We start from the raw sequence: 25,990 nt of genomic DNA on the forward strand, positions 1-25,990 counted from the left end.
AGACCGCCTCCAACCGGCTGGAGGCGGTCTACGACGCCAGTGGCAAGGCCTGGCAGGCCGGCACCCTCGACGTCGACGAGCACCTCGACCGGCACGGCCGGGTGATGGAGGTCCTCTCCGAACACCTCTGCCAGGGCTGGCTGGAGGGCTACCTCCTCACCGGCCGGCACGGACTGTTCTCCTGCTACGAGGCGTTCGTGCACATCGTCGACTCCATGGTCAACCAGCACATCAAGTGGCTGAAGACCTCGCGGGAGCTGCCCTGGCGCGCACCCATCGCCTCGCTCAACTACCTGCTCACCTCGCACGTGTGGCGCCAGGACCACAACGGCTTCTCCCACCAGGACCCCGGTTTCGTCGACCACGTGCTCAACAAGAGCCCCGAGGTCGTACGGGTCTACCTGCCGCCGGACGCCAACACCCTGCTGTCCGTCGCGGACCACGCGCTGCGCAGCCGCGACTACGTCAACGTGGTCGTGGCCGGCAAGCAGCCCTGCTTCGACTGGCTGTCGATCGACGAGGCGCGCGTCCACTGCGCGCGGGGCGCCGGGATCTGGGAGTGGGCCGGCACCGAGAACGGCGGCGCGCCCGACGTGGTGCTGGCCTGCGCCGGTGACGTGCCCACCCAGGAGGTCCTGGCCGCCGCGCAGTTGCTCCGCCGCCACCTGCCGGAGCTCGCCGTCCGCGTGGTCAACGTCGTCGACATCGCCCGGCTCATGCCCCGCGGGGAACACCCGCACGGCATGACCGACTTCGAGTACGACGGCCTGTTCACCGCCGACAAGCCGGTGATCTTCGCCTACCACGGCTACCCGTGGCTGATCCACCGCCTCGCCTACCGCCGCAACGGCCACCCGAACCTGCACGTGCGCGGGTACAAGGAGTCCGGCACCACGACCACGCCCTTCGACATGGTCGTCCGCAACGACCTGGACCGCTACCGGCTGGTCATGGACGTGATCGACCGCGTCCCCGGCCTCGCGGTGCGCGCCGCCGCCGTGCGCCAGCGGATGGCCGACGCGCGCACGCGGCACCACGCGTGGATCCGCGAGCACGGCACCGACCTGCCGGAGGTCGCCGAGTGGAGCTGGAACGCGTGAGCGCTACGGCCCGCCGTGCACGTTGCGGTGGGCCTTCGCCAACTCCGCGTACATCGTGCCGTTGAGCGTCAGTCCCGCACGCTCCTCCTCGGTCAGCTCCCGCCGCACCTTCGCCGGCACCCCCGCGACGAGCGACCCCGGCGGCACCTCCATGCCCTGCGGCACCAGCGCCTGCGCGGCCACGAGGGAACCCGCGCCGATCACCGCGCCGTTGAGCACGGTCGCCCCCATGCCGATCAGGCAGTCGTCCCCGACGGTCGCGCCGTGCACCACGGCGTTGTGCCCGACGGAGACGCGCTCGCCCACGCTCACGGGGAAGCCGGGGTCGGCGTGGAGCGTGCAGTTGTCCTGGACGTTGCTGTCCGCGCCGACCGAGATCCGCTCGACGTCGCCGCGCAGTACGGCCCCGTACCAGACGCTCGCACCCGCGTGCAGCGTCACGTCCCCGATCACCGCGGCCGTGGGGGCCACGAAGGCCTCCCGGTCCACACGCGGCTCCCTGCCTCCGATGCCGGTGATCAGCGCCCGGTGCGTCATCGTCGCCTCCTCGTCGGGTGATGGAGGCACCGTACGCCAATGCCATGGGGTGAAGATCACAGGGTCACCGGCTCAACGGCGCCGCGCCCGCCGACTACGGTGAGCGGGTGCCGAAGAGCAAGAACACGTTCTCGTCCTGGCCGCGCCGCCTCGCGCAGCGCGCGGTCCACGCGGGCTGGGCCTGGGTGCAGCGCACGGGGTCGGTGACCGCCGAGCACCCCGGCCGCTTCCGCTTCGGATCCATGGGAACGGGTACCAGGCTCGCCTTCCCGCTCGGCACGGTCTTCGGCGAACCCTGGATCCACGTCGGCGCCCACTGCATCATCGGCGAGCAGGTCACCCTCACCGCCGGTCTGATGCCCGGCCTCGACCTCGGCCCGGAGCCGATCCTGCGCATCGGCGACGGGGTCGTCCTGGGCCGCGGCAGCCACGTCATCGCCGACACGTCCGTCACCATCGGCAGCGACTGCTACTTCGGGCCGTACGTCTACGTCACCTCCACCAACCACTCCTACGACGACCCGCACGAGCCCATCGGCAAGCAGTGGCCGCGGATGGAACCGGTGCGGATCGGCCCCGGGTGCTGGATCGGCACCGGCGCGGTGATCCTGCCGGGGGCGCGGATCGGACGGAACGTGGTGGTGGCCGCGGGCGCGGTGGTCCGGGGCGCGGTGCCCGACCACGCCGTGGTCGCGGGCGCCCCGGCCCGGGTCGTGCGCCGCTGGACCCCCGCCGACGGCTGGCAGCCGCCGCTGCGCACCCCGGCGCCCGTCCCGATCCCGGAGGGCGTCACCCCGGAGCAGTTGCGGGCGCTGTCGGAACTGGACGGGGAGGACGTCGCGCGGCTCGCGGAACTGGACGGGGACGACACGGCCCGGCTCGCCGAACTGGGGCCCGAGAGCTGACCCGGGAGCCGGGACGCGCCCCCTCGCCCCGTCGTCACCCCGTCGCCAGCAGCACCGACCCCACGAGGGCCAGTCCCGCACCGGCCGTCTGGACCGCGCGCAGCCGCTCCCCGAGGAGGCCGCGGGCGGCGACGGTGGTCACCACCGGGTAGAGCGAGGCGAGCACCGCGGCCACGGTGACCGGACCGATCCGCGCGGCGGTCGCGTACAGGCCGTTGGCCGCCACGTCCGCGAGCCCGACGAACGCGAGCGCCGGGAGCGAGCGCCACGGGAACCCGCCCGGCGGGAGGGCGGGCCCGCCGCGCCGCACCGAGACGTACAGGGCGAGGCCGCCCGCCACGACGTTGGTGACCCGCTGCACGAACAGGGCGAGGAAGAGCCCGGTGAGGGTGGTCGACGCCTCGGCGATCAGCGCCATCACCGCGCCGAACCCGAACGCGGCGAGCAGGGTGAGGAGAACGGCCTGCCGCTGCACCGGCGCGCCCCGCAACTGCGGGCCGCCGGCCATGACGACACCGGCCACGGCGACCAGGATGCCCGCGAACTGCGGCACGCCCGGCCGTTCGCCCAGCGCCAGCCCCACCCCGACCGGCACGGCCACGCCGAGCGAACCGAGCGGCGAGACGACGCCCATCGGCCCCAGGGCGAGCGCCTTGTAGAAGGAGAGCATCGCCACCGGGCCCACCAGACCGGCGGCCACGGCGAACCACAGCCGCGCCCCCGCCTCGCTCCAGGCACCGGTCGCGGCCACGATCACGCCGAGCACGGCCACCGCGACGGACTGCGAGACCACGACCACGGTGAGCGCGGGGGTGCGCCGGGTCAGCAGCCCGCCGCCGAAGTCGGCCAGGCCCCACAACAGGCTGGTGGCCAGGGCGAAGAGTGCTGTCACGACAAGCCTCGCAGTACAGTGCGGTGAACGATCGGGTGCACCACACCGTAGTTGAATGAATTGAACCCTGTCATCCATTCCATTGAACGGAAGGGACGGAACGTGTCGGACCTCGACCTGCTGACCCAGTCCCTGGCGCGCAACGTCAGGCGCTGGCGCACCGAGCGCGGCTTCACCCTGGACGCGCTGGCGGCACGGGCCGGTGTCAGCCGCGGCATGCTCATCCAGATCGAGCAGGCCCGCACCAACCCGAGCATCGGCACGGTCGTCAAGATCGGCGACGCGCTCGGCGTCAGCATCACCACCCTGCTCGACTACGAGCGGGGCCCCAAGGTCCGCATCGTCCCCGCCGACCGGGCCGTGCGGCTCTGGCACACCGAGGCGGGCAGCTACAACCGGCTGCTCGCGGGCGCCGAGGCGCCCGGTCCGCTGGAGATGTGGGACTGGCGGCTCATGCCGGGCGAGGACAGCGAGTCCGACCCGCACCCCACCGGCACGGTCGAACTCGTCCACGTCACGTCCGGGGAGCTGACGCTCACCGTCGACGGGGCGGAACACCGCGTGCCGGCCGGCGCGAGCGTCTCCTTCGAGGCCAACACCCCGCACACCTACGGCAATCGGGGCGACGTACCGACGGAGATGATCATGGCCGTCTCGGTGCCGCCCGTGCACTGAGACGCCCCTGAAACGGCCGCCGCGCCGCTGTTACGGTGCGGCCATGCGCGCACCCATCGGAGACTTCGACCACGCCACCCCCGCCCCCGACTGCCTCGACGAGCTCACCGCCCCGGTGGCCGCCGCCGTCCGCGACTGGAGCGGCGGCGTCCCCGCCGACCGGATCCTCTACGTCGACACCGACCCGCTCTGGGCCGACACCGCCGTCTTCGTGGAGCACTACGGCCGGGACCTGCTGGAGCGGTCGGCGAACTGCGTGGTGGTCGCGGGCCGGCGCGGCGGCGGGAGCACGCTCGCCGCCTGTGTCGTGCTGTCCACCACCCGCGTCGACGTCAACGGGGTCGTGCGCCGCCACCTCGGCGCCCGCAAGGCGTCCTTCGCCCCGATGGACACGGCGACGGGGGAGACCGGCATGGAGTACGGCGGCATCACCCCGATCGGACTGCCCGGCGACTGGCCGGTGCTGGTGGACGCGGCCGTCGTCGACCTGCCGTACGTGCTCGTCGGCAGCGGCCGGCGCCGGGGCAAACTGCTGGTGCCGGGCAAGGCGTTCGCGCAGCTCCCGGGGGCGGTCGTCCTGGAGGGACTGGGGATCGCCTGAGAGCGCTCCGCCGCGGTGGCCGCCGGACCGGGCCGGTGGTGGCGCACGCCGGTGCTCAGGGCGCTCGGCGCGCCCCGTGGTGGACCAGCGCGAGGTGCGGATCCGTCTCGCCCGGCACCGGCTCCGGATCGGCGTGGACCAGGGCCGCGGTCAGCCGCGGCACGGCGTGCAGCAGGGCGTGCTCGGCGTCGACCGCGATGCGGTGGGCCGCGCGCACCGTGGCCCCGCCGTCCACCACGACCGCCACCTCGGCGCGCAGCCGGTGACCGATCCAGCGCAGCCTCAGCTCGCCCACCCCGCGCACCCCCGGCACCCGCGCCAGCGCCCGCTCGGCCCGGTCCACCAGCGCCGGGTCGACGGCGTCCATCACCCGCCGGAACACCTCCCGCGCGGCGTCCCGCAGGACCAGCACGATCGCCGCCGTGATCGCCAGCCCCACGACCGGGTCCGCGAGCCGCCACCCGAGAGCCGCGCCGCCGGCACCCAGGAGCACGGCCAGCGAGGTGAACCCGTCCGTACGGGCGTGCAGTCCGTCGGCGACCAGGGCGGCCGAGCCGATGGCGCGGCCGACGCGGATGCGGTAGCGGGCCACCCACTCGTTCCCCGCGAACCCGACGAGCGCCGCGACGGCGACCGCCGGCACGTGCGCGACGGGGCGCGGGTCGAGGAGCCGGCCGAACGCGGTCCAGCCGGCGAAGGCCGCGGACGCGGCGATGGCCAGCACGATGACGATGCCGGCCAGGTCCTCGGCCCGCCCGTAGCCGTAGGTGAAGCGGCGGGTGGCGGCCCGCCGCCCCAGCACGAAGGCGATGCCCAGCGGTACGGCGGTCAGCGCGTCCGCCGCGTTGTGCACCGTGTCGCCGAGCAGCGCCACCGAACCCGAGACGGCCACCACGGCCGCCTGCGCCAGCGCGGTCGCGCCGAGCACCGCCAGCGAGACCCACAGCGCGCGCATGCCCCGGGCCGAGGACTCGAGGGCGGGGTCCAGCTTGTCCGCGGTCTCGTGGGAGTGGGGGGTGAGGAAACGGACGAGGCGGTGCCGCGGGGACGCCCGGGGACGCCGGTGGTCGCGCCCGCTCCCCGGCCCGGGCTCGTGGGGGTGGTGCGCGTGCTGCCGGTTCACGGGGGTCCCCTTCCGGTGCGCGAAGTGGACGCGGGGGCGCCCACGGAGCCATTATGTGCGTATGAGCGCACGCATGCACCTGTCATCTGCGCAGGACGCGCACCCGCGCCCTCCGGGCGAGGAGCAGTTCGCGTTCGCGGCGGAACTCCTCGCGCTGCTCGGCGACCGCACCCGGCTGACCCTGCTGCACGCCCTGACCGGCGGCGAGGCCGACGTCACCACGCTCACCGAGGCGTGCGGCGCGGCGCGGCCGGCGGTCAGCCAGCACCTGGCGCGGCTGCGTCTCGCGGGGCTGGTGGACACGCGCAAGGAGGGCCGCCGGGTGGTCTACTCGCTGCGCGACGGGCATCTGCGGCGGCTGGTGGACGAGGCGCTGAACGTGGCCGACCACCGCATCGGCAACCGGCCGCCGCACGACTGACGGAGCCGGGCGTCGTCCGGCCGTGCCCGGGTCCCGCCCGGTGAGGGCGGCAGAGGCGGCGGGGAGGGCCCGCGCCGTCGGCCCGTCGTGGCGGCACGGCGCCGTCCGCCTCCCGGGCGCCGGTCCTTCTTCCCGGGCGATCCGCCGGACGCGGAGAGGGAGGAGCACACTGACAGTGAGGAAAGTGCAGTGCCTGACCGCTGGAGGTGAGGGGCATGCCCGGACCCCGGTCGCGGTACGTCCCGGATCGAGGACTCACCACCCGCATGGTGACGACGATGTTCCTGATCGGACTGCTCTACGTCGTCTGCGTCGGCGTCCTGCTGGCGCTCCTGCGGAACGCGTGGCCCATCGTCCTGGTGATCGCGGGTGGCCTGTTCGTCGCGCAGTTCTGGTTCAGCGACCGGATCGTGGCCGCCAGCATGGGGGCGCACGAGGTCACCCCCCGGCAGGCGCCCGAGCTGCACGGCGCGGTGGACCGCGTCTGCGCCCTCGCCGACCTGCCCAAGCCGCGGGTGGCGATCGCGGACAGCGACATGCCGAACGCCTTCGCCACCGGCCGCAGCCGGGACACGGCCCTGATCTGCGCCACCACGGGTCTGCTCCGCCGCCTGGAACCGGAGGAGCTGGAGGGCGTCCTCGCGCACGAGATGGCGCACGTCGCCCATCGCGACGTCGCCGTGATGACCATCGCGTCCTTCCTGGGCGTCCTCGCCGGCATCATGAGCCGCGTCGCGCTCTACAGCGGACTCGGCCGCAACAGCCGTGACACCACCACCGCCATCGCGGCGGTCGTGATCCCCCTGGCCAGCGCCGTCATCTACATGATCAGCTTTCTGCTGACCCGACTGCTGTCCCGCTACCGCGAGCTGTCCGCCGACCGCTCCGCGGCGCTGCTCACCGGCCGCCCGTCCGCGCTCGCCTCGGCGCTCACCAAGGTGACCGGCCAGATGGCGAGGATCCCGACCAAGGACCTGCGCAAGGCGGAGCCGTTCAACGCCTTCTGGTTCGCGCCGGCCTTCTCCTCCGAGGAGAGCCTGAGCCGGCTGTTCTCCTCCCACCCCACCCTCGAGCAGCGCCTCGACCGGCTCGGCCGGATCTCGGCCCAGCTCGGCCGGGTGTGACGGCCGACGGAGGTACCGCGCAGTGGGACTCCTGGACGCCATCCTCGGCCGCAGCAAGCCGGTGCGCCCCGACCTCGACCGGCTCTTCGGCCTGCCCTCCGCCGCGATCACCCTCCAGGCGGGAGCCGGCTTCGTCCCGACCGGGACCGGCTCGGTCTGCTTCGCCAGTGTCGAGGGCGGCGCCTTCGACACCCTCCGCCAGGAGGTGCGGGAACTGCTCGACGCCGACCGGGAAGGCACACCGGTCGAGTACAGCCAGGACGCGTACGGATACACCTGGCTGCTCGTCCGACACGCCCCCGAGGACACGGCCTCCCTGGTCAACGACCTGCACGCCGTCAACACGCTGCTGCAGGACGCGGGCTTCGGCCCGCAGCTGCTCTGCTCACTGGCCGTGTTCCGTGCGACGGCGGACCCCCGTGTCCTGGCACTGGTCTACCTCTACAAGCGCGGCACCTTCTACCCCTTCGCCCCCCTGCCCGACGGCACCGAGAGGCGCGACAACGCGTTGGAGCTCCAGGTCAGGGCGCTCCTCGCGGACGACCTGCGGATCGAGGCCGATCTGGGCCGCTGGTTCCCGGTGTGGGGCGCGCCGGGCCTCGACGGGAGCCGGTGAACGGCCGGGGAGGGGACCCGGCGCCCTCGGGGTCCGGCCCCGGGACCGTGGAGCCCCGGGACCGTGGAGCCCCGGGACCGTGGAGCCCCGGGACCGTGAGGAGGCGACGGGCCCCGGTACGAAGCGTGCGGCGCGAACCCGGGGCGGGGTCTACGACAGGGTCCGGCCCAGCCGCGGTATCTCGATCGCCGGGCAACGGTCCATCACCATGTGCAGACCTGCCGCGCGGGTCCGCTCGTAGGCCGCCCCGTCGACGACGCCGAGCTGGAACCACACCGCCCCGGCGCCCTTGGCCACCGCCTCGTCCGCGACGGCCCCGGCCAGGTCGCTGTTGACGAACACGTCCACCACGTCCACGTCGAAGGGGACGTCCGCGAGCGAGGCGTACCCCCGCTCGCCGTGCACCGTCTCGGCCTTCGGGTGCACCGGCACCACGCGCTTGCCGAAGCGCTGCAGCACCTGGGCGACGCCGTACGCCGCGCGCTGCCGGTTCGACGACAGGCCCACCACGGCCCAGGTGTCGCCGAGCTCGGTGAGGATCTTGCGGACCGTTGCGTCGTCGCCGTACACCGTCGGCCTCCCGGAGCGTCGTGAACATGCCGTTCTCCCCGCAACGCCCCGGGGCCCGCGGTGATTCCCGGCGGCGGCCGCCCCTCCGGACGGGCCCGGATCCGCCACGGCGGCCCGGAAAGCGTGCGAGATGCCTGCGCGCGACCGCTCGCGCGCCTACGCTCGCCTCGTGCTGCGCATCACCGACGCCCGAACCGGCGAACTCGTGGACGCCGCCCCCGCCCGGCGGGGCCTGACCCGCGTCCAGGCCCACGCGCACGGGTCCGACCCGACGGACCTGCGCGTGCTGCTCGTCGCCGACCTGCTCGTACGCGCCCTGGAACTCGGCGGCACCCCGGTGTGGGCGCTGCTCACCGGCGAGCGGCGGCAGGCGGAACTGCGCGCGGCGGGCGCGGCGCTCGGCGTCCGGCCCTTCGAGGACGGCCGGGACACGGGCACCGGCCTGGGCGAGGCACAGGTCCTGCACGTGGTGGGCGAGGGCGGCGCGGCACCCGACGGAGTGCGCGTCGCCGTGGCCCCCGTCCACTGGGAGGCGCCCGGCCCACCCGGCGACACCGACCCCGCCGTGCTGCGCCTCGTCCTGCTCGCGCAGCCCCGGAACACCCCCCTGCGGGTCGGCACGGCCGCCCTGGACGACGCCGGCGACACCCTCGCCCACTGGCGCCGCGCGGTCGCCGCCTGGGCGCACCGGCCCTCCCGCCCCATCCCCGACCGGGTGCGCGCGGACCTGCGCGCCGCCTGGGAGGACGATCTGGAGGCGACCGGCGTGCTCCGCGTCCTGCACGCGGTGGAGAGCGATACGGACCTGGCGGACGGCGCCCGCTTCGAGACCTACGCCTACGCGGACCGGCTGCTCGGCCTCGACCTCACCCGCGACCTGGGATCCCCGGCATGACCGGGCACGCCGGGACCGGACCGCCGCGCCGCCTGGTCGTCCTGCGCCATGCCAAGTCCGCCCGGCCGGAGGGCGTCGCCGACCACGAACGTCCCCTCGCCCCGCGCGGACGCGCGGACGCGCCCGCCGCCGGACGCGCCCTCGCCGAGGCCGGCTGCCTGCCGGACCTCGCGCTGTGCTCCACCGCCGTACGGGCCCGCCGGACCTGGGAGCTGGCCGCCGCGCAGTGGGACACGCCCCCGCCGGTCCGCCACGATCCGCGGCTGTACGCCGCCGGCGTCCCCGAGCTGCTGGCCGTGGTGCGCGAGGCGCCGGCCGAGGCCGGGACGCTGCTGCTGATCGGCCACAACCCCGGCCTGGAGGATCTCGTCCTGACGCTGGCCGGCGACGGCCTGGACGACACCCTGGACCGGGTCCGCGAGAAGTTCCCGACCTCCGCCGTCGCCGTCCTGTCCTGGCACGGCGCCGACTGGCGGGACCTCGCCCCCGGCGCCGCGCTGCTGACCTCGGTGACCGTGCCCCGCGGCAGGGAGGGATGACCGGGGCGGCCGGCCCGCACGGCGGAGCATAGGCTGGCCGGATGCAGGACGAGTACCGCACCGTCGCGCGCGCGGGTGTGCACGAGATCGAGATCAACCGCTCCCGCTTCCTGTGCGCCCTCGCCCCGGCGGCCACCGAGCGGGAGGCGCAGGACTTCGTCGCCGCCGTGCGCAAGGAGCACGCCGACGCCACCCACAACTGCTGGGCGTACGTCATCGGCGCCGACGCCTCGGTCCAGAAGGCCAGCGACGACGGCGAGCCCGGCGGCACCGCGGGCGTCCCCATGCTCCAGATGCTGCTCCGCCGCGACATGCGGTACGTCGTCGCCGTCGTCACCCGCTACTACGGCGGCGTCAAACTCGGCGCCGGCGGACTCATCCGCGCGTACGGCGGCGCCGTCGGCGAGGCCCTGGACACCCTCGGCACGATCACCCGGCGCCGCTTCCGGCTGGCCACGGTGACCGTCGACCACCAGCGGGCCGGCAAGATCCAGAACGACCTGCGCGCCACCGGCCGCGCGGTGCGGGACGTGCACTACGGGGAGGAGGTCACGATCGAGATCGGCCTCCCGGACGCCGACGTGGCCGCCTTCCGCGCCTGGCTGGCCGACGCGACCGCGGGCACGGCCGGGTTCGAGCTCGGCGGGGAGGCGTACGGGGACGCGTGACGGCCACCGGCCGTGAAGACCCGCTCCCGGAAAGGGACATGACGGGCACGGCCGGACCGGGCCGGGACGGGGCGATCCGGGAGCGACCGCCCGTGCTGTCGGGCCCGGCGGATACCCTGCGGGAATCATGAGACTGCTGCACACTTCCGACTGGCACCTGGGCCGGTCGTTCCACCGGGTCGGCATGCTCGGTGCCCAGGCCGCGTTCGTCGACCACCTCGTCACCACCGTGCGCGAGCGCGAGGTGGACGCGCTGGTCGTGTCGGGAGACGTGTACGACCGCGCGGTGCCGCCGCTCGCCGCGGTCGAGCTGTTCGACGACGCCCTGCACCGCCTCGCCGGGCTCGGGGTGCCGACGGTGATGATCTCCGGCAACCACGACTCGGCCCGCCGTCTCGGCGTCGGCGCCGGGCTCATCGGGCGCGCGGGCATCCACCTGCGCACCGAACCGTCCGAGTGCGGCACGCCCGTGGTGCTGTCCGACGCCCACGGCGAGGTCGCCTTCTACGGGCTGCCGTACCTCGAACCCGCGCTGGTGAAGGACGAGTTCGCAGTGGAGAGGGCCGGCCACGAGGCGGTGCTCGCCGCCGCCATGGACCGGGTCCGCGCCGATCTGGCCGCCCGCGCGCCCGGCACCCGCTCCGTCGTCCTCGCGCACGCCTTCGTCACCGGCGGCCGACCCAGCGACAGCGAGCGGGACATCACCGTCGGAGGAGTGGCCGCCGTCCCCGCCGGGGTGTTCGACGGCGTCGACTACGTGGCGCTCGGGCACCTGCACGGCTGCCAGACCCTCACCGAGCGGGTGCGCTACTCCGGCTCCCCGCTGCCGTACTCCTTCTCGGAGGCGGACCACCGCAAGAGCATGTGGCTGGTGGACCTGGCCGCCGACGGGGCCGTCACCGCGGAGCGCGTCGACTGCCCGGTGCCGCGCGCCCTGGCCCGGATCCGCGGCACCCTGGAGGAACTGCTCGCCGATCCCGCACTGGCGCGGCACGAGGAGGCGTGGGTCGAGGCGACGCTCACCGACCCGGTCCGCCCGGCCGACCCCATGGCCCGGCTGACCGAGCGCTTCCCGCACACCCTCAGCCTCGTCTTCGCCCCGGACCGGCCGGCGGACGATCCCGAGGTGTCCTACGCCCGCCGCCTCGCCGGCCGCGACGACCAGCAGATCGCCGAGGACTTCGTGGCCCATGTGCGTGGCACCGGCCCCGACGAGCACGAGCGCGCCGTCCTGCGGGACGCCTTCGACGCGGTCCGCGCGGACGAGGCGGTGCGGGAGGTGGCCCGGTGAGGCTGCACCGGCTGGACATCACCGCCTTCGGGCCCTTCGGGGACTCCCAGTGCGTCGACTTCGACGAGCTGTCCGCCGCCGGGCTCTTCCTGCTGCACGGCCCCACCGGCGCCGGGAAGACCTCGGTGCTGGACGCCGTCTGCTACGCCCTGTACGGCTCCGTCCCCGGGGCCCGGCAGAGCGGCCAGGGCACGGCCCTGCGCAGCGACCACGCCGAACCCGGGACCCGCACCTCGGTCACCCTCGAACTCACCGTCGCCGGGCGCCGGTTGGAGATCACCCGGCAACCGCCCTGGGAGCGTCCGAAGAAGCGCGGCACGGGCACCACGCTCGACAAGGCGCAGACCTGGCTGCGCGAGTACGACGCGGCAGCCGGGAGCTGGAAGGACCTCAGCCGCTCGCACCAGGAGATCGGCGAGGAGATCGCCCAACTCCTCGGCATGAGCCGGGAGCAGTTCTGCCAGGTCGTCCTGCTGCCCCAGGGCGACTTCGCGCGCTTCCTGCGCGCCGACGCCGAGGCGCGCGGCAGACTGCTCGGCCGCCTCTTCGACACCCGCCGCTTCGCCGACGCCGAGAAGCGCCTCGCCGAACGCCGGCGCGCCACCGAGGCGGAGGTGCGCGACGGCGACACCGCCCTGCTGGCCGACGCGCACCGCATGCAGCAGGCCGCGGGCGACGCCATGGAACTGCCCCCACTGGCCCCGGGCGAGCCGGGACTGGCCGAGGCCGTGCTGGGCGCGGCCGCCGTGGCCCGCAGCACCGCACGCGAACAGCTCGCCGTCGCCCGCTGCCGCCTCACCGCCGCCGAGTCCGCCCAGGCCGCCGCCGACCGGGCCCTGGACGACGCACGCGAACGGGACCGGCTGCAAAGGCGGTTCGCCGAGGCGCAGGAGCGGGCGGCGCGGCTTCGGGAGGGGGCCGCGGCCCACCGGGAGGCGCAGGAGCGCTGGGAGCGGGCCCGCAAGGCCGAGACGGTCGCCCCCGCCCTGGAGCTGCGGGACGCCGCCGACGCGGAGCACCGCCGGGCGGCCGAGGCCGAGGCACGGGCGCGCGCCCTGCTCCCGGCGTCCCGCGCGGACGAGGGGGCGGCCGGGCTGGCGGCCGCCGCGCGCAGGGCCACCGAGGAACTGGGCGGGCTGGAGTCGGCCCGCCGGGCCGAGCGGAGGCTGGCCGGACTCCTCGAGGAACGAGCCGACCTGGACCGCCAGGAGCGCGCCGACGCGGAGGCGTTGGAGGACGCGGAGGCCTGGCTCGCGGGGTGGGAGGAGACCCGGGCCGGCCTCCAGGACGCCATCGAGGCCGCCCAACGGGCCGCGGCGGACGCGGGAGAACTCGCCGTGCAGCGCGAGGCGGCCCAGAAGCGGCTCTCGGCGGCCCGGCAGCGGGACCGGCTCGCCGCCGACACCGAGGACGCCCGGCTCAGGGCGCTCGCCTCGGCCGAACGGGCGGTGACGGCCCGCACGCACTGGCTCGACCTCAAGGAGCAGCGGCTGAGCGGCATCGCCGCCGAACTGGCCGCCGGCCTCACCGACGGCGCGCCCTGCGCGGTCTGCGGCGCCACCGAACACCCCGCCCCCGCCCGCAAGGTGGACGGACACGTCGACCGCGAGGCGGAGGAGCGCGCCCTGGCCGACTGCCGGCGGGCGGAGGAACGGCACGCCGAGGACGAGCGGCGCCTCGGCGGCCTGCGCGAGGCGCTGGCCGCCGCCGGCGCGGAGGCCGGCGACACGCCCACCGAACGGCTCGCCCGCACCGTCGAGGAGCTGGAGGGCCGGTACGCCGGGGCCAGGGCCGCCGCCTCGGTCCTGCACTCCGTCCAGGAGGAGCTGCGGCGGGCGGAGCACGAGCACGGACTGCGGACCGCCGCCCAGCGGGAGGCGGCGGTCCGGGCCGCCGCCCGGGTGGGCCACCGCGACCGGCTGGACCGTGAGAAGGCCGCCCTGGAGGAGGAGGTGGACCGGGCGCGGGGAACCGCGGCCGGCGTGGCCGCGCGCGCCGCGCAACTGGAGCGGGACGTCACCCGGCTCACGGACGCGGCCGACACCGCCCGCACCGCCGAGGACGCCGCCCGGCGGCTCAAGGACGCCGACGCCCGGCTCGCCGACGCCGCCTTCCGCGCGGGCTTCGACACCCCGCAGGCCGCGGCCGACGCCCTCCTCGACGACGCCGCCCACCGCGCACTGCAACGGCGCCTGGACGCCCGGCAGCACGAGGAGGCCGCCGTGCGCGCGGTGCTCGCCGAACCGGAGACCGCGGCCGCCGCCCGGCAGCCGCGCGCCGATCCCGCCTCCGCGCAGCGGGCCGCCGAGGAGGCGGCCCGCCGGGTGCGCGAGGCGGCCTCCGCGCGCGACGCCGCCGCCCGCCGCTGCGCCGAGCTCGACCGGCTCTCCGCGCGGGTCGCCGCCTCGGTACGCCGACTGGGGCCGCTGCGCGAGGAGTACGACCGCGTGGCCCGCTTGGCCGGCCTCGCCGCGGGCACTTCGGCCGACAACGAGCGCAGGATGCGTCTGGAGTCGTACGTCCTGGCGGCACGCCTGGAGCAGGTCGCCGCCGCCGCGACCGTACGGCTGCACCGCATGTCGTCCGGCCGTTACACCCTCGTCCACTCCGACGACCGCACCGGACGCGGCCGCAGCGGACTCGGCCTGCACGTCGTGGACGCCTGGACCGGCCGGGAGCGCGACACGGCGACCCTCTCGGGCGGCGAGACGTTCTTCGCCTCGCTCGCCCTCGCGCTCGGTCTCGCCGACGTCGTCACCGACGAGGCGGGCGGGGTCCGGCTGGACACCCTCTTCATCGACGAGGGCTTCGGCAGCCTCGACGACCAGACCCTCGACGAGGTCCTGGACGTCCTGGACTCCCTGCGCGAACGCGACCGCAGCGTGGGCATCGTCAGCCACGTCGCCGATCTGCGGCGGCGGATCCACGCCCAGTTGGAGGTCGTCAAGGGCCGCTCGGGATCGGTGCTGCGGCAGCGCGGGGTCCGCTGACCGGGACGCGGGCCCGGTGCGCCGCGGCACCGCCGGCCCGCCGGGAAAACCCGCGTGCGCCGGACCCGCGCGCCCGCCACCATGGGTGATCATGCCGAAGCTCCCGCATCCCACTCCCGAAGCACTCCGCCGCGACCCCCTGCCGCTGCGCGGCCGGACCGCGCTGGTCACCGGGGCCAGCAGGCGCGGCGGCATCGGACATGCCGTGGCCCGGCGCCTCGCCGCCCACGGCGCGAGCGTCTACCTGCACCACCACGTGCCGCACGACGCCGCCATGCCCTGGGGCGCCGACCGGATCGAGGAGGTGACCGCCTCCGTGCGCGAGGCCCTGGGCGACCCCGACGCGCGGGTGGTCGCCGGGCCGGGCGACCTCGCAGACCCGGACGTCCCCGCCGAACTGCACGCCCGGGCCGCCGAGGCGCTCGGCGGACGGCTCGACGTCCTCGTCGCCAACCACGCCCTCAGCGGCTCCGACGGCAGCCTCGATACGATCGACGCGGGCATGCTGGACGCCCACTGGGCCGTCGACACCCGCTCGGTGCTGCTGCTCGTCCAGGCCCACGCCCGCCACCGGGCCGCGCTGCCGCCGCGCACCCCGGGCGGGCGCGTGATGATGATGACCTCCGGGCAGGACATCGCCGGCGGCATGCCGTACGAGATCGCCTACGCCCTCCAGAAGGGCGCGCTCGCCTCCGTCACCCGCTCCCTGGCGACCGCGCTCGCGGAGCACGCGGTCACGGTGAACACCGTCAACCCCGGTCCGGTCGACACGGACTACCTGACCGGCGACGCCTACGACGCCGTCGCCGCGTGCTTCCCCGCCGGGCGCTGGGGCATGCCCGACGACCCCGCCCGCCTCATCGCGTGGCTGGCCACGGACGAGGCGGACTGGATCACCGGTCAGGTCATCGACTCGGAAGGAGGCTTCCGGCGCTGACGGCGCCGGTCCGGGCGCATGGCCGGATCACAGCGCCGACAGCTCCTCCACCAGGTCGTCCAGACCCAGCGAGCCCTGGGACAGCGCCGCCATGTGCCAGGCCTTGAGGTCGAAGGCGTCGCCGTGCCGCTCGCGGGCGTTCTCCCGGCCCAGCAACCAGGCCCGCTCGCCGAGCTTGTAGCCGATCGCCTGGCCCGGGATCGACAGGTAGCGGGTCATCTCGCTCTCCACGAAGTCCGCCGGACGGCTGCTGTGCGCCCCGAAGAACTCCTGCGCCAGCTCCGGCGTCCAGCGCTCGCCGGGGTGGAAGGGCGAGTCCGCCGGGATCTCCAGCTCCAGGTGCATGCCGATGTCGACGATGACCCGCAGGGCCCGCATCATCTGCGCGTCCAGGTAGCCCAGCCGCTCCTCCGCGTCCGTGAGGAACCCGAGTTCGTCCATCAGCCGCTCCGCGTACAGCGCCCAGCCCTCGGCGTTGGCGCTGACCATGCCCACGGACGCCTGGTAGCGGGAGAGGTCCTCGGCCACGTGCACCCACTGCGCCAGCTGGAGGTGGTGGCCGGGCACGCCCTCGTGGTACCAGGTCGAGACCAGGTCGTAGACCGGGAAGCGGGTCAGGCCCATCGTGGGCAGCCAGGTGCAGCCCGGCCGTGAGAAGTCCTCCGACGGGGGCGTGTAGTACGGCGCCGCCGCGCTGCCCGGCGGAGCGATCCGCGACTCCACCCTCCGCACCCGCTCGGCGAGGTCGAAGTGGGTGCCGTCCAGGGAGTCGATCGCCCGGTCCATCACGCCCTGGAGCCAGTCGCGGACCTCGTCGACGCCCTCGACGTGCCGGCCGTGCTCGTCGAGGTGGGCCAGCGCCACCCAGGGCGTCTCGGCGCCGGGCAGGATCTTCTCGGCCTCCTTCCGCATCTCGCCGAGCAGGCGGTGGTACTCGGACCAGCCGTACGCGTACGCCTCGTCCAGGTCGAGGTCGGTGCCGTTGAAGTAGCGGGCCCAGCGGGCGTAGCGCTCCCGGCCCACGGTGTCCGGCGCGCCCTCGATCGCCGGCGCGTACACGTCGCGCATCCAGTCCCGCAGCTCCGCCAGGGCGGCGGTGGCCGCGCGGGCCGCCTCGTCCAGCTCCGCGCGCAGGGCGTCCGGGCCGGGCGAGACGAAGTCCTCGAACCAGCCGCGGCCCTCGCCGGTGTCCGCCCACTCGGTGAGCTGCCCGACGAACGTGGCCGTCGGGCGCGGAGCCGCGTACAGCTCGCGCTCCAGGCCGAGCGCGAGGGACTGCCGGTAGCCGGCCAGCGCGGCCGGCACCGCGCGCAGCCGCTCGGCGATCGCCGACCAGTCCTCGTCCGTCTGCGCCGGCGTCACCGTGAACACCTCGCGCACCGCGTGCGCGGGCGTCGCCATGTTGCCGACCGAGCGAAGGCCCTCGTCGGCCTCGTGCACGGCCAGCTCCGCGGTGAGCCGCTCGCGCAGCAGGCGGGCGCAGCGGCGCTCGACGGCGCTGTCCGCGCCGGGGCGGCGCTCGGCCTCCTCGAGCCGTGCGAGCGTGGCCCGCTGGAGCTCGGCGAGCGCCTCCTGACCGGCGGGTGAGAAGTCGGGCAGACGGGAGGAACTCTCCTTCACGCCGAGGAAGGTCCCGGTGACCGGGTCGAGGGCGATGAGCTCGTCGACGTAGGCGTCGGCGACCTGACGGGGCAGCGCGCTGTGGGTCTCAGACATGCGGACCATCCTGGTACGCGGCCCGTCGCACGTCACCCGCTTTGTGCTGAGGGCGAAGGCGGCAGCAGCGGCCCGCAGTCCCACTGCTGGAAGATCAGCCGGGTCTCCACGCGCGCCACCTCCCGCCGGGCCGTGAACTCGTCGAGCACCAGCCGCTGCAGATCCGCCATGTCCGCGACCGCGACATGCACGAGGTAGTCGTCCGGGCCGGTCAGGTGGAACACGGTCAGCGACTCGGGCAGCGCCCTGATCCGTTCCACGAAGGGCCCCACCAGCTCCCGTCGGTGCGGTCTGACCTGCACCGACAGCAGCGCCTGCAGACCCCGGCCCAACCTGGCCGGATCCAGCTTCAGCCGGTGCCCGAGGATCACGCCGGACCGGCGCAGCCGGGCCACCCGGTCCAGGCAGGTGGACGGCGCGACCCCGACCTGGGCGGCGAGGTCCCGGTACGTCGTCCGGGCGTCGTTCTGCAACAGCCGCAGCAGATGGAGGTCCACCGGATCCAGTACGACAGATTCGGCCACGGCCCGAACGTAACACGGGGATCCGCGCCGGTGACCCGATCGGTGTTCACCCTTCCGTCCATGGACCTGGGCATGGACACGCGCGCCACCAAGAGAGCACTCGACACCGAGGCCGTGCACGCCGGCCGGGACGACCTCGCCGGGCAGGGGCTGCACGCCCCGCCGATCGACCTGTCCACCACCTACCCCTCGTACGACAGCCGCGGCGAGGCCGACCGGATCGACGCCTTCGCCACCACCGGCGCCGAACCGGACGGCCCGCCGGTCTACGGGCGGCTCGGCAACCCGACCGTCGCCCGCTTCGAGACCGCCCTGGCCCGCCTGGAGGGCACCGAGTCGGCGGTCGCCTTCGCCAGCGGCATGGCCGCGCTCAGCGCCGTCCTGCTGGTCCGCGGCTCCATGGGCCTGCGCCACGTCGTGGCGGTGCGGCCCCTGTACGGGTGCAGCGACCACCTGCTGACCGCCGGGCTGCTCGGCTCCGAGGTGACCTGGACCGACCCGGCCGGGGTCGCCGACGCGCTGCGCCCGGACACCGGCCTGGTGCTGGTCGAGTCCCCGGCCAACCCCACGCTCGCCGAGGTCGACCTGCGGGCCGTGGCGCACGCCTGCGGCTCCGTCCCGCTGCTCGTCGACAACACCTTCGCCACCCCGGTGCTCCAGCGCCCGGCCGAGCACGGGGCGCGGCTGGTGCTGCACAGCGCGACCAAGTACCTCGGCGGGCACGGGGACGTGCTGGCGGGCGTCGTGGCCTGCGACGAGGAGTTCGCCGGGCGGCTGCGCCAGGTGCGCTTCGCCACGGGCGGCGTACTGCACCCATTGGCCGGCTACCTGCTGCTGCGGGGCCTGTCGACCCTTCCGGTGCGGGTCCGGGCGGCCTCCGCGAACGCCGCCGAACTCGCCCGCCGGCTCGCCGCCGACCCGCGCGTGGCCCGGGTGCACTACCCGCGCGTCGGCGGGGCGATGGTCTCCTTCGAGGTGCACGGCGACCCGCACGAGGTGATCGGCGCCGTACGGCTGATCACCCCGGCGGTGAGCCTCGGCAGCGTGGACTCCCTCATCCAGCACCCGGCGTCCATCAGTCACCGCATCGTCGACGCCGAGGACCGCAGGAACGCCGGGGTGAGCGACCGGCTGCTGCGGCTCTCGGTCGGCCTGGAGGACGTCGAGGACCTGTGGGCCGACCTGGACCGGGCCCTGGGGGAGCGGGCCGGTGCGCCGGCCCGCTCGGAGGCACTGGCGCAGGGCTGAGGCTCCGCGCGCCCCTCGGTCCGCCCGACGGGCCACGGAGGGCGGACCGAGGGGCGCCGTACGGGGAGCTACGACCGGCCGATCCCCGTACGCGGGCCGCGGAGCTCGAAGAGGCGGCCCACGGCCGGCTCGGCGTCCAGACGGGCCGTGACGACCAGGGTGCCCTCCTCGATCTGGTAGTCGAGGGGGAGCCCGAGGCCGCGCATCGCGGTGACCATGCCGGTGTTGGAGGCCTGCGTCACGGCGTACACGGTGGCGCAGCCGGCCTCGGCGGCCATGGCGACCAGCCGGGCGAGGAGTTCGCCGCCGACGCCCCGGCGCTGCCAGGCGTCCTCCACGATCAGCGCCACCTCGGTCTCGTCGCCGTCCCACAGCAGGTGGCCGAGGCCGACGATGCGGCCGGAGGCCGTCTGCGCGGCGAGCGTCCGCCCGAAGCGCGGACCGAGCAGGTGGTTCAGGTAGCGGTCCGCGTCGCCGACCGGCCCGTGGTACCGCATGCGCAGGGTCCGCTCCGAGCACCGCTCGTGCATCGCCCGCGCCGCCGGCAGGTCGCCGGTGTCCGCCCGGCGTACGGAGATGTCGCTGCCCTCGGGCAGCGTGAGCACGTCCCGGCCGCGCGGGATCCTCGGGCCGAGCCGGGAGTCCAGGTCCACCAGCGCCCGGGCCCGGGCGAACTCGGCCGGGGTGAACGGCAGATGGGGCCGCTCCACGGTGATCAGTCCGCCCTCCGGGGCGCGCAGCCGCATCACGGTGCCCTCCAGGCTCCCCTCCACCGGCACGGCCGGCACCGCCCCGTGGCCACCGAACGGTGCGGCGGGCAGTGAACGGATCGTGCACCGCCCCAGCAACTGCCGGAGCACCAGCGGAAGTTCGGAGGTGTCCTGGGCGGCGCGGGCGGCCAGCCCCAGCACCCGGGTCGGGGCGTCCACCAGGTCGTGGGCGTCGGCCCGCTCGATCCAGGTGTCCGCGCCCCCGGCGCGCGACACCGCTCCGGTGAGGTCGGATCCGCTCAGGTCGGCCGGGACCCGCAGCAGGAACTCGTCCACCGTGGCCCCGCCCAGCGGGTGCGTCTGCAGGCTGAGGATGTCGACGTGCCGCTCGGCCAGCGCCGTGCACAGCGCGGCCAGCGAACCCGGTGCGTCCCTCACCGTCGTCCGCATCCGCCACAGGGCGCCCTCCCCGGCCACCGCGGCGGGCGGCCGGGGGGCGCCGGTATCGGAGGCCGGTGGTGCGTGGCCGTGGCGGCGTGCCCACCGCGTGTGGAACGCCGCCAGGCACAGTTCGGCGAGCCCGGCCGGGGTCCACCGGCGGTGCGTGGTGCGTCCGTGCCGGGCGTGGGTCGCTTCAGACATGTCTCGACTCATACCGCCACTGTGGAGGAATCGTGTTTCGCGATCACGAACGCACCATGACTGGCGAGTAAAGACTCCTTATGTCTGTTTTTGTCGGTCGTCGGCCGGTTGGTGTCGCGTCACTGACCGACCAGGCCCGGCTGCAGCCTCTTGGTGTACAGCACGGTGCCGTCCTGCTCCCGCAACCGCACCGTCAGCACGCCGCTGTCGCCGTCGATGTCCACCTCGCCGAAGTACTGGTGGCCGCCGGCGGGCGAGACGTTCGACGCGGTGGGCGCCTTCACGAACACCCGCTCCGGGCCGAAGGTGCCGTCGAGCGCGACGGCCGGGAAGGCGCCCGCGTTCAGCGGGCCGGAGACGAACTCCCAGAACGGCTCGAAGTCGCCGAACGCGGCCCGCGAGGGCTGGTAGTGCTGGGCCGAGGTGTGGTGCACGTCGGCCGTCAGCCACACCGTGCCGGTGATCCGCCGGTGCTTGACGAACCGCAGCAGCTCCGCGATCTGCAGCTCCCGCCCCAGCGGCGCCCCCGGGTCGCCCTGGGCGACCGCCTCGACGTTCTGCCGTCCCTCGGTGGTGTCGGGCACGACGAGACCGATCGGCATGTCGGCGGCGATCACCTTCCACACCGCCCGCGACCGCGCCAGCTCCCGCTCGAGCCAGTCCAGTTGCTCGCGCCCGAGGATGCCCTGCGGGTCGACGGCCTGGTCGCCGGGGGAGTTGGCGCCCCGGTACGTCCGCATGTCCAGCACGAACACGTCGAGCAGCGGTCCCTGCCGCAGGACCCGGTACACCCGCCCCTCCCGGGCGCCCGGCCGCGGCGCGGACATCGGGAAGTACTCGCCGAACGCGCGCCGCGCCCGGGCCGCCAGCACGTCGACGCTCTTCTCGGTGTACCGGGCGTCCGTGTCCGCGATCCGCTGGCCGGGGTACCAGTTGTTGCGCACCTCGTGGTCGTCCCACTGCACGACGGACGGCACCCGGGCGTTGAACCGGCGCAGGTTCTCGTCGAGCAGGTTGTAGCGGAAGTTGCCCCGGAACTCGGCGAGGGTCTCGGCGACCTTGGACTTCTCCTCGGTGGTGATGTTCCGCCAGGTGCCGCCGTCCGGCAGGGCCGCGGTGGCGGCGATGGGGCCGTCGGCGTAGATGGTGTCGCCGCTGAACAGGAAGAAGTCCGGGTCGAGCCGTGCCATCGCGTCGAAGATGCGGTAGCCGCCGAGGTCGGGGTTGATGCCCCAGCCCTGCCCGGCCAGGTCGCCCGACCACACGAACCGCACGCCGTCGCGCCGCCGCGCCGCCGCCGTGCGGAACGTGCCGGTGACCGGCTCCCCGGTGCGGCGCGGGTCGTCGGGGTCGGCGAGCAGCACGCGGTAGTGGATCCGCTCGCCGGGCGGCAGCCCGTGCAGCCGGGTGGTACCGGTGAAGTCCGTGCCCGCGCCGAGCAGCGGGCCGTGCCATCGGTGCGGACGGCGGAACGACTCGGTCGCCGACGTCTCGACGATCATCCGGGCCGGACGGTCGGAACGCACCCACACCAGTCCGGAGTCACGGGTCACGTCGCCCGTCTGCACGCCCCAGGCGGCCTGCGGGCGACCGGACCGGGCGAAGGCGGGCGCCGCGCCGAGCGCGGTGGGCAGGGTCAGGGCCGCCGAGGCCGCGAGGGAGCCGCGCAGGACCGCGCGGCGGCCGGGGAGCGGACGGTGGGACATGGATGCGCCTCCAGGTGGGGGTTCCGGCCGGTGTGCGCTGCCACACCTACGGGGGCGACGAGGCTCGCACGCGAACCCCGGGTGAACAACCGTGCGGCGACGGGAAGTCGACGCGCGCCGGCCCTCAGCCGGTGACGGCCTCGGCCATCAGGCGCACCCCCTCGTGGATCCGTGCGGGCGGCACGTGCGCGTAGCCCAGCACGAGCCGCACGCCCCCGTCCGCCCCGTCGTCGTGCGCCGCGCCGGTGCGCGCGTGGTCCGCGAGCGGGCGCACCGCCGCACCGGCCCCCGCCACGCGTGCGAGGAAGCGCTCCCGCGGCCCGTACCGCCGAGGCAGCGAGGCGATGACGTGCAGCCCCGCCGCGATCCCGGACACCTCGGCACCCGGGAAGTGCGCGCCGAGGGCGGCGACCAGGGCGTCGCGCCGCTCGCGGTAGGCGCGCAGGCAGCGGCGCAGCTGGCGGTCGTAGTCGCCGCGCTCCAGGAACCGCGCGAACAGCGCCTGGTCCAGGGCCGGATGGCCGAGGTCCATGGTCCGCTTGCGCTCCACCACCTCCTCGGTCCACGACCGCGGCACCAGCAGCCAGCCGAGCCGCAGCCCCGGGGCGAGGGACTTGCTGACCGAGCCGGTGTACGCCACGTGCTCGGGGTCGAGTCCCTGCAGCGCGCCGACGGGCGCGCGGTCGTAGCGGAAGTCGCCGTCGTAGTCGTCCTCGAGGACGATCCCGTCCACGGACCGCACCCAGTCGAGCAGTTCGGCCCGGCGCCGCGCGGAGTAGGCGATGCCGGTGGGGAACTGGTGCGCCGGCGTCACGACGACCGCCCGTGCCCCCGACGCCCGCAACGGCTCCATGGCGAGCCCCTCCCCGTCCACGGGCACGGGCACGGCGGTGACCCCGGCCGAGGCGTACAGGGCGTCGTGCTGCGGGCTGCCGGGGTCCTCCACGCCGACCGTGCGCAGCCCGCGCGCGCGGAGCGCGGAGCCGAGCAGCGTCGTCGCCTGCGCGACCCCGGAGACCACCACGATCCGCTCGGGATCGGCCACCACGCCCCGGCGTCGTACGAGCAGTTCGGCCAGCGCCGTGCGCAGCCGGGGCAGACCGCGCGGATCGGGGTACCCCAGCTCCCGGTGCGGGAGGTCCGCCAGCACACTGCGCTGCGCCGCGGCCCAGGCGGAGCGCGGGAACAGCGACAGGTCGGGGGTGCCGGGGACGAAGTCGGCGCGGGCGCCCGAGGAGCGCGGAGCGAGGTCGTGCGCGCGCGGCCGGGCGGCCCGTACCGCGTCTCCCACCCATGTCCCGGCGCCCCGGCCGGAGCGCAGGTAGCCCTCCGCGGTCAACTGCTCGTACGCCGTGGTGATCAGCCCGCGCGACACCCCGAGGTCGGCGGCCAGATCACGGCTCGACGGCAGCCGGGTCCCCGGCGCCAGCCGGCCCGACCGCACCGCCTCGCGCAGGGCCGCCTGCAGGGAACGGCCCCGCGCGCGTGCCGGTGCGGAGGCGACGGGCAGGAGCAACTCCCAGGCGGGGGAGGCGGAGTCCCCGTCGGAAGCGGTGTGCGGTGGCGTCATGACAGGGACCCTAGGGGGACCGGCCGTCCGCGGAAGCCGCCGGGCGGCCTTCAGCGGCGGCTGCCGTCGAGGAGGACGCGCGCGACCAGCGCCGGGTCGTCGTTCATCGGGACGTGGCCGCAGCCGGGCAGCCGGACCAGCCGGGCCCCGGGGATGGTCCGCTTGGCGCGGACGCCCTGCCGGGGGACGAGCAGCCGGTCGCGGGCGCCCCAGGCGACGGTCACGGGGATGCCGGGCACGTCGTCGGTGAACCGCACGGTGGTGCCCGCGCGGAGGGTCTCGGTGAAGCCGGTGGCACCGGCGAGCGCGAGCGTCTCGGCGACCACGGCCTCGGGCGAACGGCGCCCCGGACGGGCGTAGATGGTGCTGGTCAGCGCCGCCCGGCCGGCTGCCGAGCGGGCCAGGCGCCGGACCAGCGGCAGCGGCATCCGCTCCGCGACCCGCCGCATGCCGATCAGCACGGCGAAGGCGTACCGCCGCTCGGCCGGGGTCCAGAAGCCGGCCGGGGACAGCGCGGTGACGGACCGGACGAGCTTCTCGCGGCCCATGTCCAGGGCCAGCAGGCCGCCGAGCGAGTTGCCCGCGACGTGCGGCCGGTCCAGTTCCAGCGCCTCGCACAGGGCGCCGAGCGCGGCGTTCATGGTCGGCAGGTCGTGGGTGAGGCCGTCGGGCAGCGCGGGGGAGGCGCCGAAACCGGGCAGGTCCACGGCGATCACCTCCCGCTCGGTCGCCAGGATGTCCACCACCGGGTCCCAGGCCTGCCGGTGGTGCCCGATGCCGTGCAGCAGGAGCAGCGGTTCACCGCGGCCCACGCGCGCGTAGGACAGGGTCACGGGCTGCGGACCGAGGGGAGAGGTGACCTCGAAGGAGACGGTCGCGGACATGGGGGTGCTCCTCGTCTGGGACTCGCGGGATCGGACGCCGCCTGACGGCGTAGACAGCTTGTCAGCAATTGCTACCCACGGGTAGCCCCTTGCCCCCCGCGGGTCCCGCCACCGGTGACCCGCCCGCCGGGGCGCGCCGGTTCCGCCTGGACACGGCCGCGCGGGTCGGCTGGGATGGTGCGGTGACCACCGACGCCATGGCCGACGTCTTCGAGGACCACCGTCCCGTTCTCCTGGGAGTCGCCTACCGCATGCTGGGCCGGATCGCCGACGCGGAGGACGTGGTCCAGGACGCGTGGCTGCGCTGGTCGGGCGGCGACCGGTCCGAGGTGCGCGAGCCGCGCGGCTACCTGGTGCGCATCACCACCCGCCTCGCCGTCGACCGGCTGCGCCGGATCAAGGCGCGCGGGGAGACCTACGTCGGCCCGTGGCTGCCGGAGCCGTACCTCACCGACTTCGGCGACACCGCCCCGGACGCCGCCGAGCGGGCCGTGCTCGCCGACTCCGTCTCCCTCGCCGTCCTCGTCGTCCTGGAGTCCCTGTCGCCGCTGGAGCGCGCGGTCTTCGTGCTGCGGGAGGCGTTCGGCTACCCCTACGCCGACATCGCGGCCATGCTCGACCGCGGCGAGCCCGCCGTGCGCCAACTCGCCGGGCGCGCCCGCAGGCACGTCGAGGAGCGGCGCCCGCGCTACGAGGTCGACCCCGTCCGGCGCCGCGACCTCACCGAGCGGTTCCTGGCCGCGGCGGCCGGCGGCGACCTGGCGGCGATGATGGACCTGCTCGCCCCGGACGTGCGCCTCGTCGGCGACAGCGGCGGCAAGTCGCGTGCCCCGCTGCGGGTCCTGCGCAGCGCCGACAAGGTGGGCCGCTTCCTCCACGGCACCGCCCGCAAGGGCGTCGCGGGCCTCTCCTTCTGCTTCCTGGAGCTCAACGGCGGTCCCGCGGTGCTCGTCCTGTCCGGCGACGAGCCCGACTCCGTCTTCCAGCTCGACGTCGCCGACGGACGCGTCCGGACGGTGTACGTCATCCGCAACCCCGACAAGCTGCGGCACCTGGCCGCCGCCCGGTGACCTGACGTCCGCACACCGAGGCCCCCGCCGCGGCGG

At 75.2% G+C, this 25,990-nt stretch carries 25 protein-coding genes; 15 read left to right on the forward strand and 10 right to left on the reverse strand.

Features of this window, described 5'->3' with window-relative positions; translation table 11 throughout:
- A partial coding sequence (locus tag B7L92_RS33145) for a phosphoketolase family protein (RefSeq protein ID WP_143626419.1) occupies positions 1–1,100 on the forward strand: 1,100 nt, incomplete at its 5' end.
- 3 nt (positions 1,101–1,103) lie between these two features.
- Here the strand turns inward: B7L92_RS33145 and B7L92_RS33150 are convergent.
- Positions 1,104–1,637: a gamma carbonic anhydrase family protein gene (locus B7L92_RS33150; RefSeq protein WP_081240975.1), complete on the reverse strand. Its 534-nt coding sequence runs from the start codon at positions 1,635–1,637 to the stop codon at positions 1,104–1,106.
- Between the two features lie 107 nt (positions 1,638–1,744).
- Between B7L92_RS33150 and B7L92_RS33155 the strand changes: the two genes are divergently transcribed.
- Positions 1,745–2,542, forward strand: coding sequence for an acyltransferase (locus tag B7L92_RS33155; protein ID WP_004991032.1), 798 nt, complete (start codon positions 1,745–1,747; stop codon positions 2,540–2,542).
- Between the two features lie 34 nt (positions 2,543–2,576).
- Here B7L92_RS33155 and B7L92_RS33160 read toward each other — a convergent pair whose 3' ends face one another.
- Positions 2,577–3,434, reverse strand: coding sequence for a DMT family transporter (locus tag B7L92_RS33160; protein ID WP_081240976.1), 858 nt, complete (start codon positions 3,432–3,434; stop codon positions 2,577–2,579).
- A gap of 102 nt (positions 3,435–3,536) precedes the next feature.
- Between B7L92_RS33160 and B7L92_RS33165 the strand changes: the two genes are divergently transcribed.
- Together B7L92_RS33165 and B7L92_RS33170 are read left to right on the forward strand one after the other, a co-directional pair.
- Complete coding sequence (locus tag B7L92_RS33165; protein ID WP_081240977.1) at positions 3,537–4,109, forward strand: helix-turn-helix domain-containing protein; 573 nt, start codon at positions 3,537–3,539, stop codon at positions 4,107–4,109.
- A 43-nt stretch (positions 4,110–4,152) separates the two neighbouring features.
- The gene (locus tag B7L92_RS33170; protein ID WP_081240978.1) at positions 4,153–4,710 is read left to right on the forward strand and encodes a YbaK/EbsC family protein; all 558 of its coding nucleotides are present in this window, start codon (positions 4,153–4,155) and stop codon (positions 4,708–4,710) included.
- Positions 4,711–4,765: 55 nt separating this feature from the next.
- On the opposite strand, the gene B7L92_RS33175 is transcribed toward B7L92_RS33170, so the two are convergent.
- Entirely contained in the window at positions 4,766–5,833 is a 1,068-nt protein-coding gene (locus tag B7L92_RS33175) for a cation diffusion facilitator family transporter (protein ID WP_081240979.1), read from the reverse strand.
- Between the two features lie 61 nt (positions 5,834–5,894).
- Here B7L92_RS33175 and B7L92_RS33180 point away from each other — a divergent pair, with 61 nt between their 5' ends.
- The 3 genes from B7L92_RS33180 to pspAB all read left to right on the forward strand — a co-directional run bounded on the left by B7L92_RS33180 (position 5,895) and on the right by pspAB (position 7,994).
- Positions 5,895–6,254, forward strand: coding sequence for an ArsR/SmtB family transcription factor (locus tag B7L92_RS33180; RefSeq protein ID WP_081240980.1), 360 nt, complete (start codon positions 5,895–5,897; stop codon positions 6,252–6,254).
- Between the two features lie 215 nt (positions 6,255–6,469).
- Positions 6,470–7,378 (forward strand): zinc metalloprotease HtpX, encoded by a 909-nt coding sequence (gene htpX, locus B7L92_RS33185; RefSeq protein WP_081240981.1) that lies wholly within the window; start codon positions 6,470–6,472, stop codon positions 7,376–7,378.
- A 22-nt stretch (positions 7,379–7,400) separates the two neighbouring features.
- Positions 7,401–7,994: a PspA-associated protein PspAB gene (gene pspAB / locus B7L92_RS33190; protein WP_081240982.1), complete on the forward strand. Its 594-nt coding sequence runs from the start codon at positions 7,401–7,403 to the stop codon at positions 7,992–7,994.
- Between the two features lie 150 nt (positions 7,995–8,144).
- Here pspAB and B7L92_RS33195 read toward each other — a convergent pair whose 3' ends face one another.
- Positions 8,145–8,564, reverse strand: a complete 420-nt coding sequence (locus tag B7L92_RS33195; RefSeq protein WP_081240983.1) for a CoA-binding protein — start codon at positions 8,562–8,564, stop codon at positions 8,145–8,147.
- 130 nt (positions 8,565–8,694) lie between these two features.
- Here B7L92_RS33195 and B7L92_RS33200 point away from each other — a divergent pair, with 130 nt between their 5' ends.
- The 6 genes from B7L92_RS33200 to B7L92_RS33225 all read left to right on the forward strand — a co-directional run bounded on the left by B7L92_RS33200 (position 8,695) and on the right by B7L92_RS33225 (position 15,884).
- On the forward strand, positions 8,695–9,459 hold the full coding sequence (locus B7L92_RS33200) for a hypothetical protein (protein WP_081240984.1): 765 nt from the start codon (positions 8,695–8,697) through the stop codon (positions 9,457–9,459).
- Positions 9,456–9,998: a SixA phosphatase family protein gene (locus tag B7L92_RS33205; RefSeq protein WP_081240985.1), complete on the forward strand. Its 543-nt coding sequence runs from the start codon at positions 9,456–9,458 to the stop codon at positions 9,996–9,998. Before B7L92_RS33200 ends, B7L92_RS33205 begins: the two co-directional genes overlap by 4 nt.
- A 41-nt stretch (positions 9,999–10,039) precedes the next feature.
- Complete coding sequence (locus B7L92_RS33210) at positions 10,040–10,666, forward strand: YigZ family protein (RefSeq protein ID WP_004991058.1); 627 nt, start codon at positions 10,040–10,042, stop codon at positions 10,664–10,666.
- Positions 10,667–10,793: 127 nt separating this feature from the next.
- The gene (locus B7L92_RS33215) at positions 10,794–11,957 is read left to right on the forward strand and encodes an exonuclease SbcCD subunit D (RefSeq protein WP_081240986.1); all 1,164 of its coding nucleotides are present in this window, start codon (positions 10,794–10,796) and stop codon (positions 11,955–11,957) included.
- On the forward strand, positions 11,954–14,947 hold the full coding sequence (locus B7L92_RS33220; protein ID WP_081240987.1) for an AAA family ATPase: 2,994 nt from the start codon (positions 11,954–11,956) through the stop codon (positions 14,945–14,947). Before B7L92_RS33215 ends, B7L92_RS33220 begins: the two co-directional genes overlap by 4 nt.
- Before the next feature lie 91 nt (positions 14,948–15,038).
- A complete protein-coding gene (locus B7L92_RS33225; protein ID WP_081240993.1) occupies positions 15,039–15,884 on the forward strand; it encodes an SDR family oxidoreductase in 846 nt (281 codons plus the stop codon).
- 27 nt (positions 15,885–15,911) lie between these two features.
- Here the strand turns inward: B7L92_RS33225 and B7L92_RS33230 are convergent, their stop codons facing one another.
- On the reverse strand, positions 15,912–17,600 hold the full coding sequence (locus B7L92_RS33230; RefSeq protein WP_081240988.1) for a DUF885 domain-containing protein: 1,689 nt from the start codon (positions 17,598–17,600) through the stop codon (positions 15,912–15,914).
- Between the two features lie 32 nt (positions 17,601–17,632).
- Positions 17,633–18,124 carry an Lrp/AsnC family transcriptional regulator gene (locus tag B7L92_RS33235; RefSeq protein WP_004991068.1) on the reverse strand — a complete coding sequence of 164 codons (492 nt, stop codon included), beginning with the start codon at positions 18,122–18,124 and terminating at the stop codon, positions 17,633–17,635.
- 60 nt (positions 18,125–18,184) lie between these two features.
- Between B7L92_RS33235 and B7L92_RS33240 the strand changes: the two genes are divergently transcribed.
- The gene (locus B7L92_RS33240; RefSeq protein WP_081240994.1) at positions 18,185–19,372 is read left to right on the forward strand and encodes a trans-sulfuration enzyme family protein; all 1,188 of its coding nucleotides are present in this window, start codon (positions 18,185–18,187) and stop codon (positions 19,370–19,372) included.
- 68 nt (positions 19,373–19,440) lie between these two features.
- Here the strand turns inward: B7L92_RS33240 and B7L92_RS33245 are convergent, their stop codons facing one another.
- The 4 genes from B7L92_RS33245 to B7L92_RS33260 all read right to left on the reverse strand — a co-directional run bounded on the left by B7L92_RS33245 (position 19,441) and on the right by B7L92_RS33260 (position 24,884).
- Entirely contained in the window at positions 19,441–20,724 is a 1,284-nt protein-coding gene (locus B7L92_RS33245) for a GNAT family N-acetyltransferase (RefSeq protein ID WP_438364041.1), read from the reverse strand.
- Positions 20,725–20,843: 119 nt separating this feature from the next.
- A complete protein-coding gene (locus B7L92_RS33250; protein WP_081240990.1) occupies positions 20,844–22,430 on the reverse strand; it encodes an alkaline phosphatase D family protein in 1,587 nt (528 codons plus the stop codon).
- Positions 22,431–22,554: 124 nt separating this feature from the next.
- On the reverse strand, positions 22,555–24,000 hold the full coding sequence (pdxR, locus tag B7L92_RS33255) for a MocR-like pyridoxine biosynthesis transcription factor PdxR (RefSeq protein WP_081240991.1): 1,446 nt from the start codon (positions 23,998–24,000) through the stop codon (positions 22,555–22,557).
- A 50-nt stretch (positions 24,001–24,050) separates the two neighbouring features.
- On the reverse strand, positions 24,051–24,884 hold the full coding sequence (locus tag B7L92_RS33260) for an alpha/beta fold hydrolase (RefSeq protein WP_081240992.1): 834 nt from the start codon (positions 24,882–24,884) through the stop codon (positions 24,051–24,053).
- Positions 24,885–25,066: 182 nt separating this feature from the next.
- Between B7L92_RS33260 and sigJ the strand changes: the two genes are divergently transcribed.
- Positions 25,067–25,954: an RNA polymerase sigma factor SigJ gene (gene sigJ, locus B7L92_RS33265; protein WP_081240995.1), complete on the forward strand. Its 888-nt coding sequence runs from the start codon at positions 25,067–25,069 to the stop codon at positions 25,952–25,954.
- Positions 25,955–25,990 lie beyond the last annotated feature (36 nt).

The organism is Streptomyces viridosporus, from assembly GCF_002078235.1.
Taxonomy (GTDB): Bacteria; Actinomycetota; Actinomycetes; order Streptomycetales; family Streptomycetaceae; genus Streptomyces; species Streptomyces viridosporus.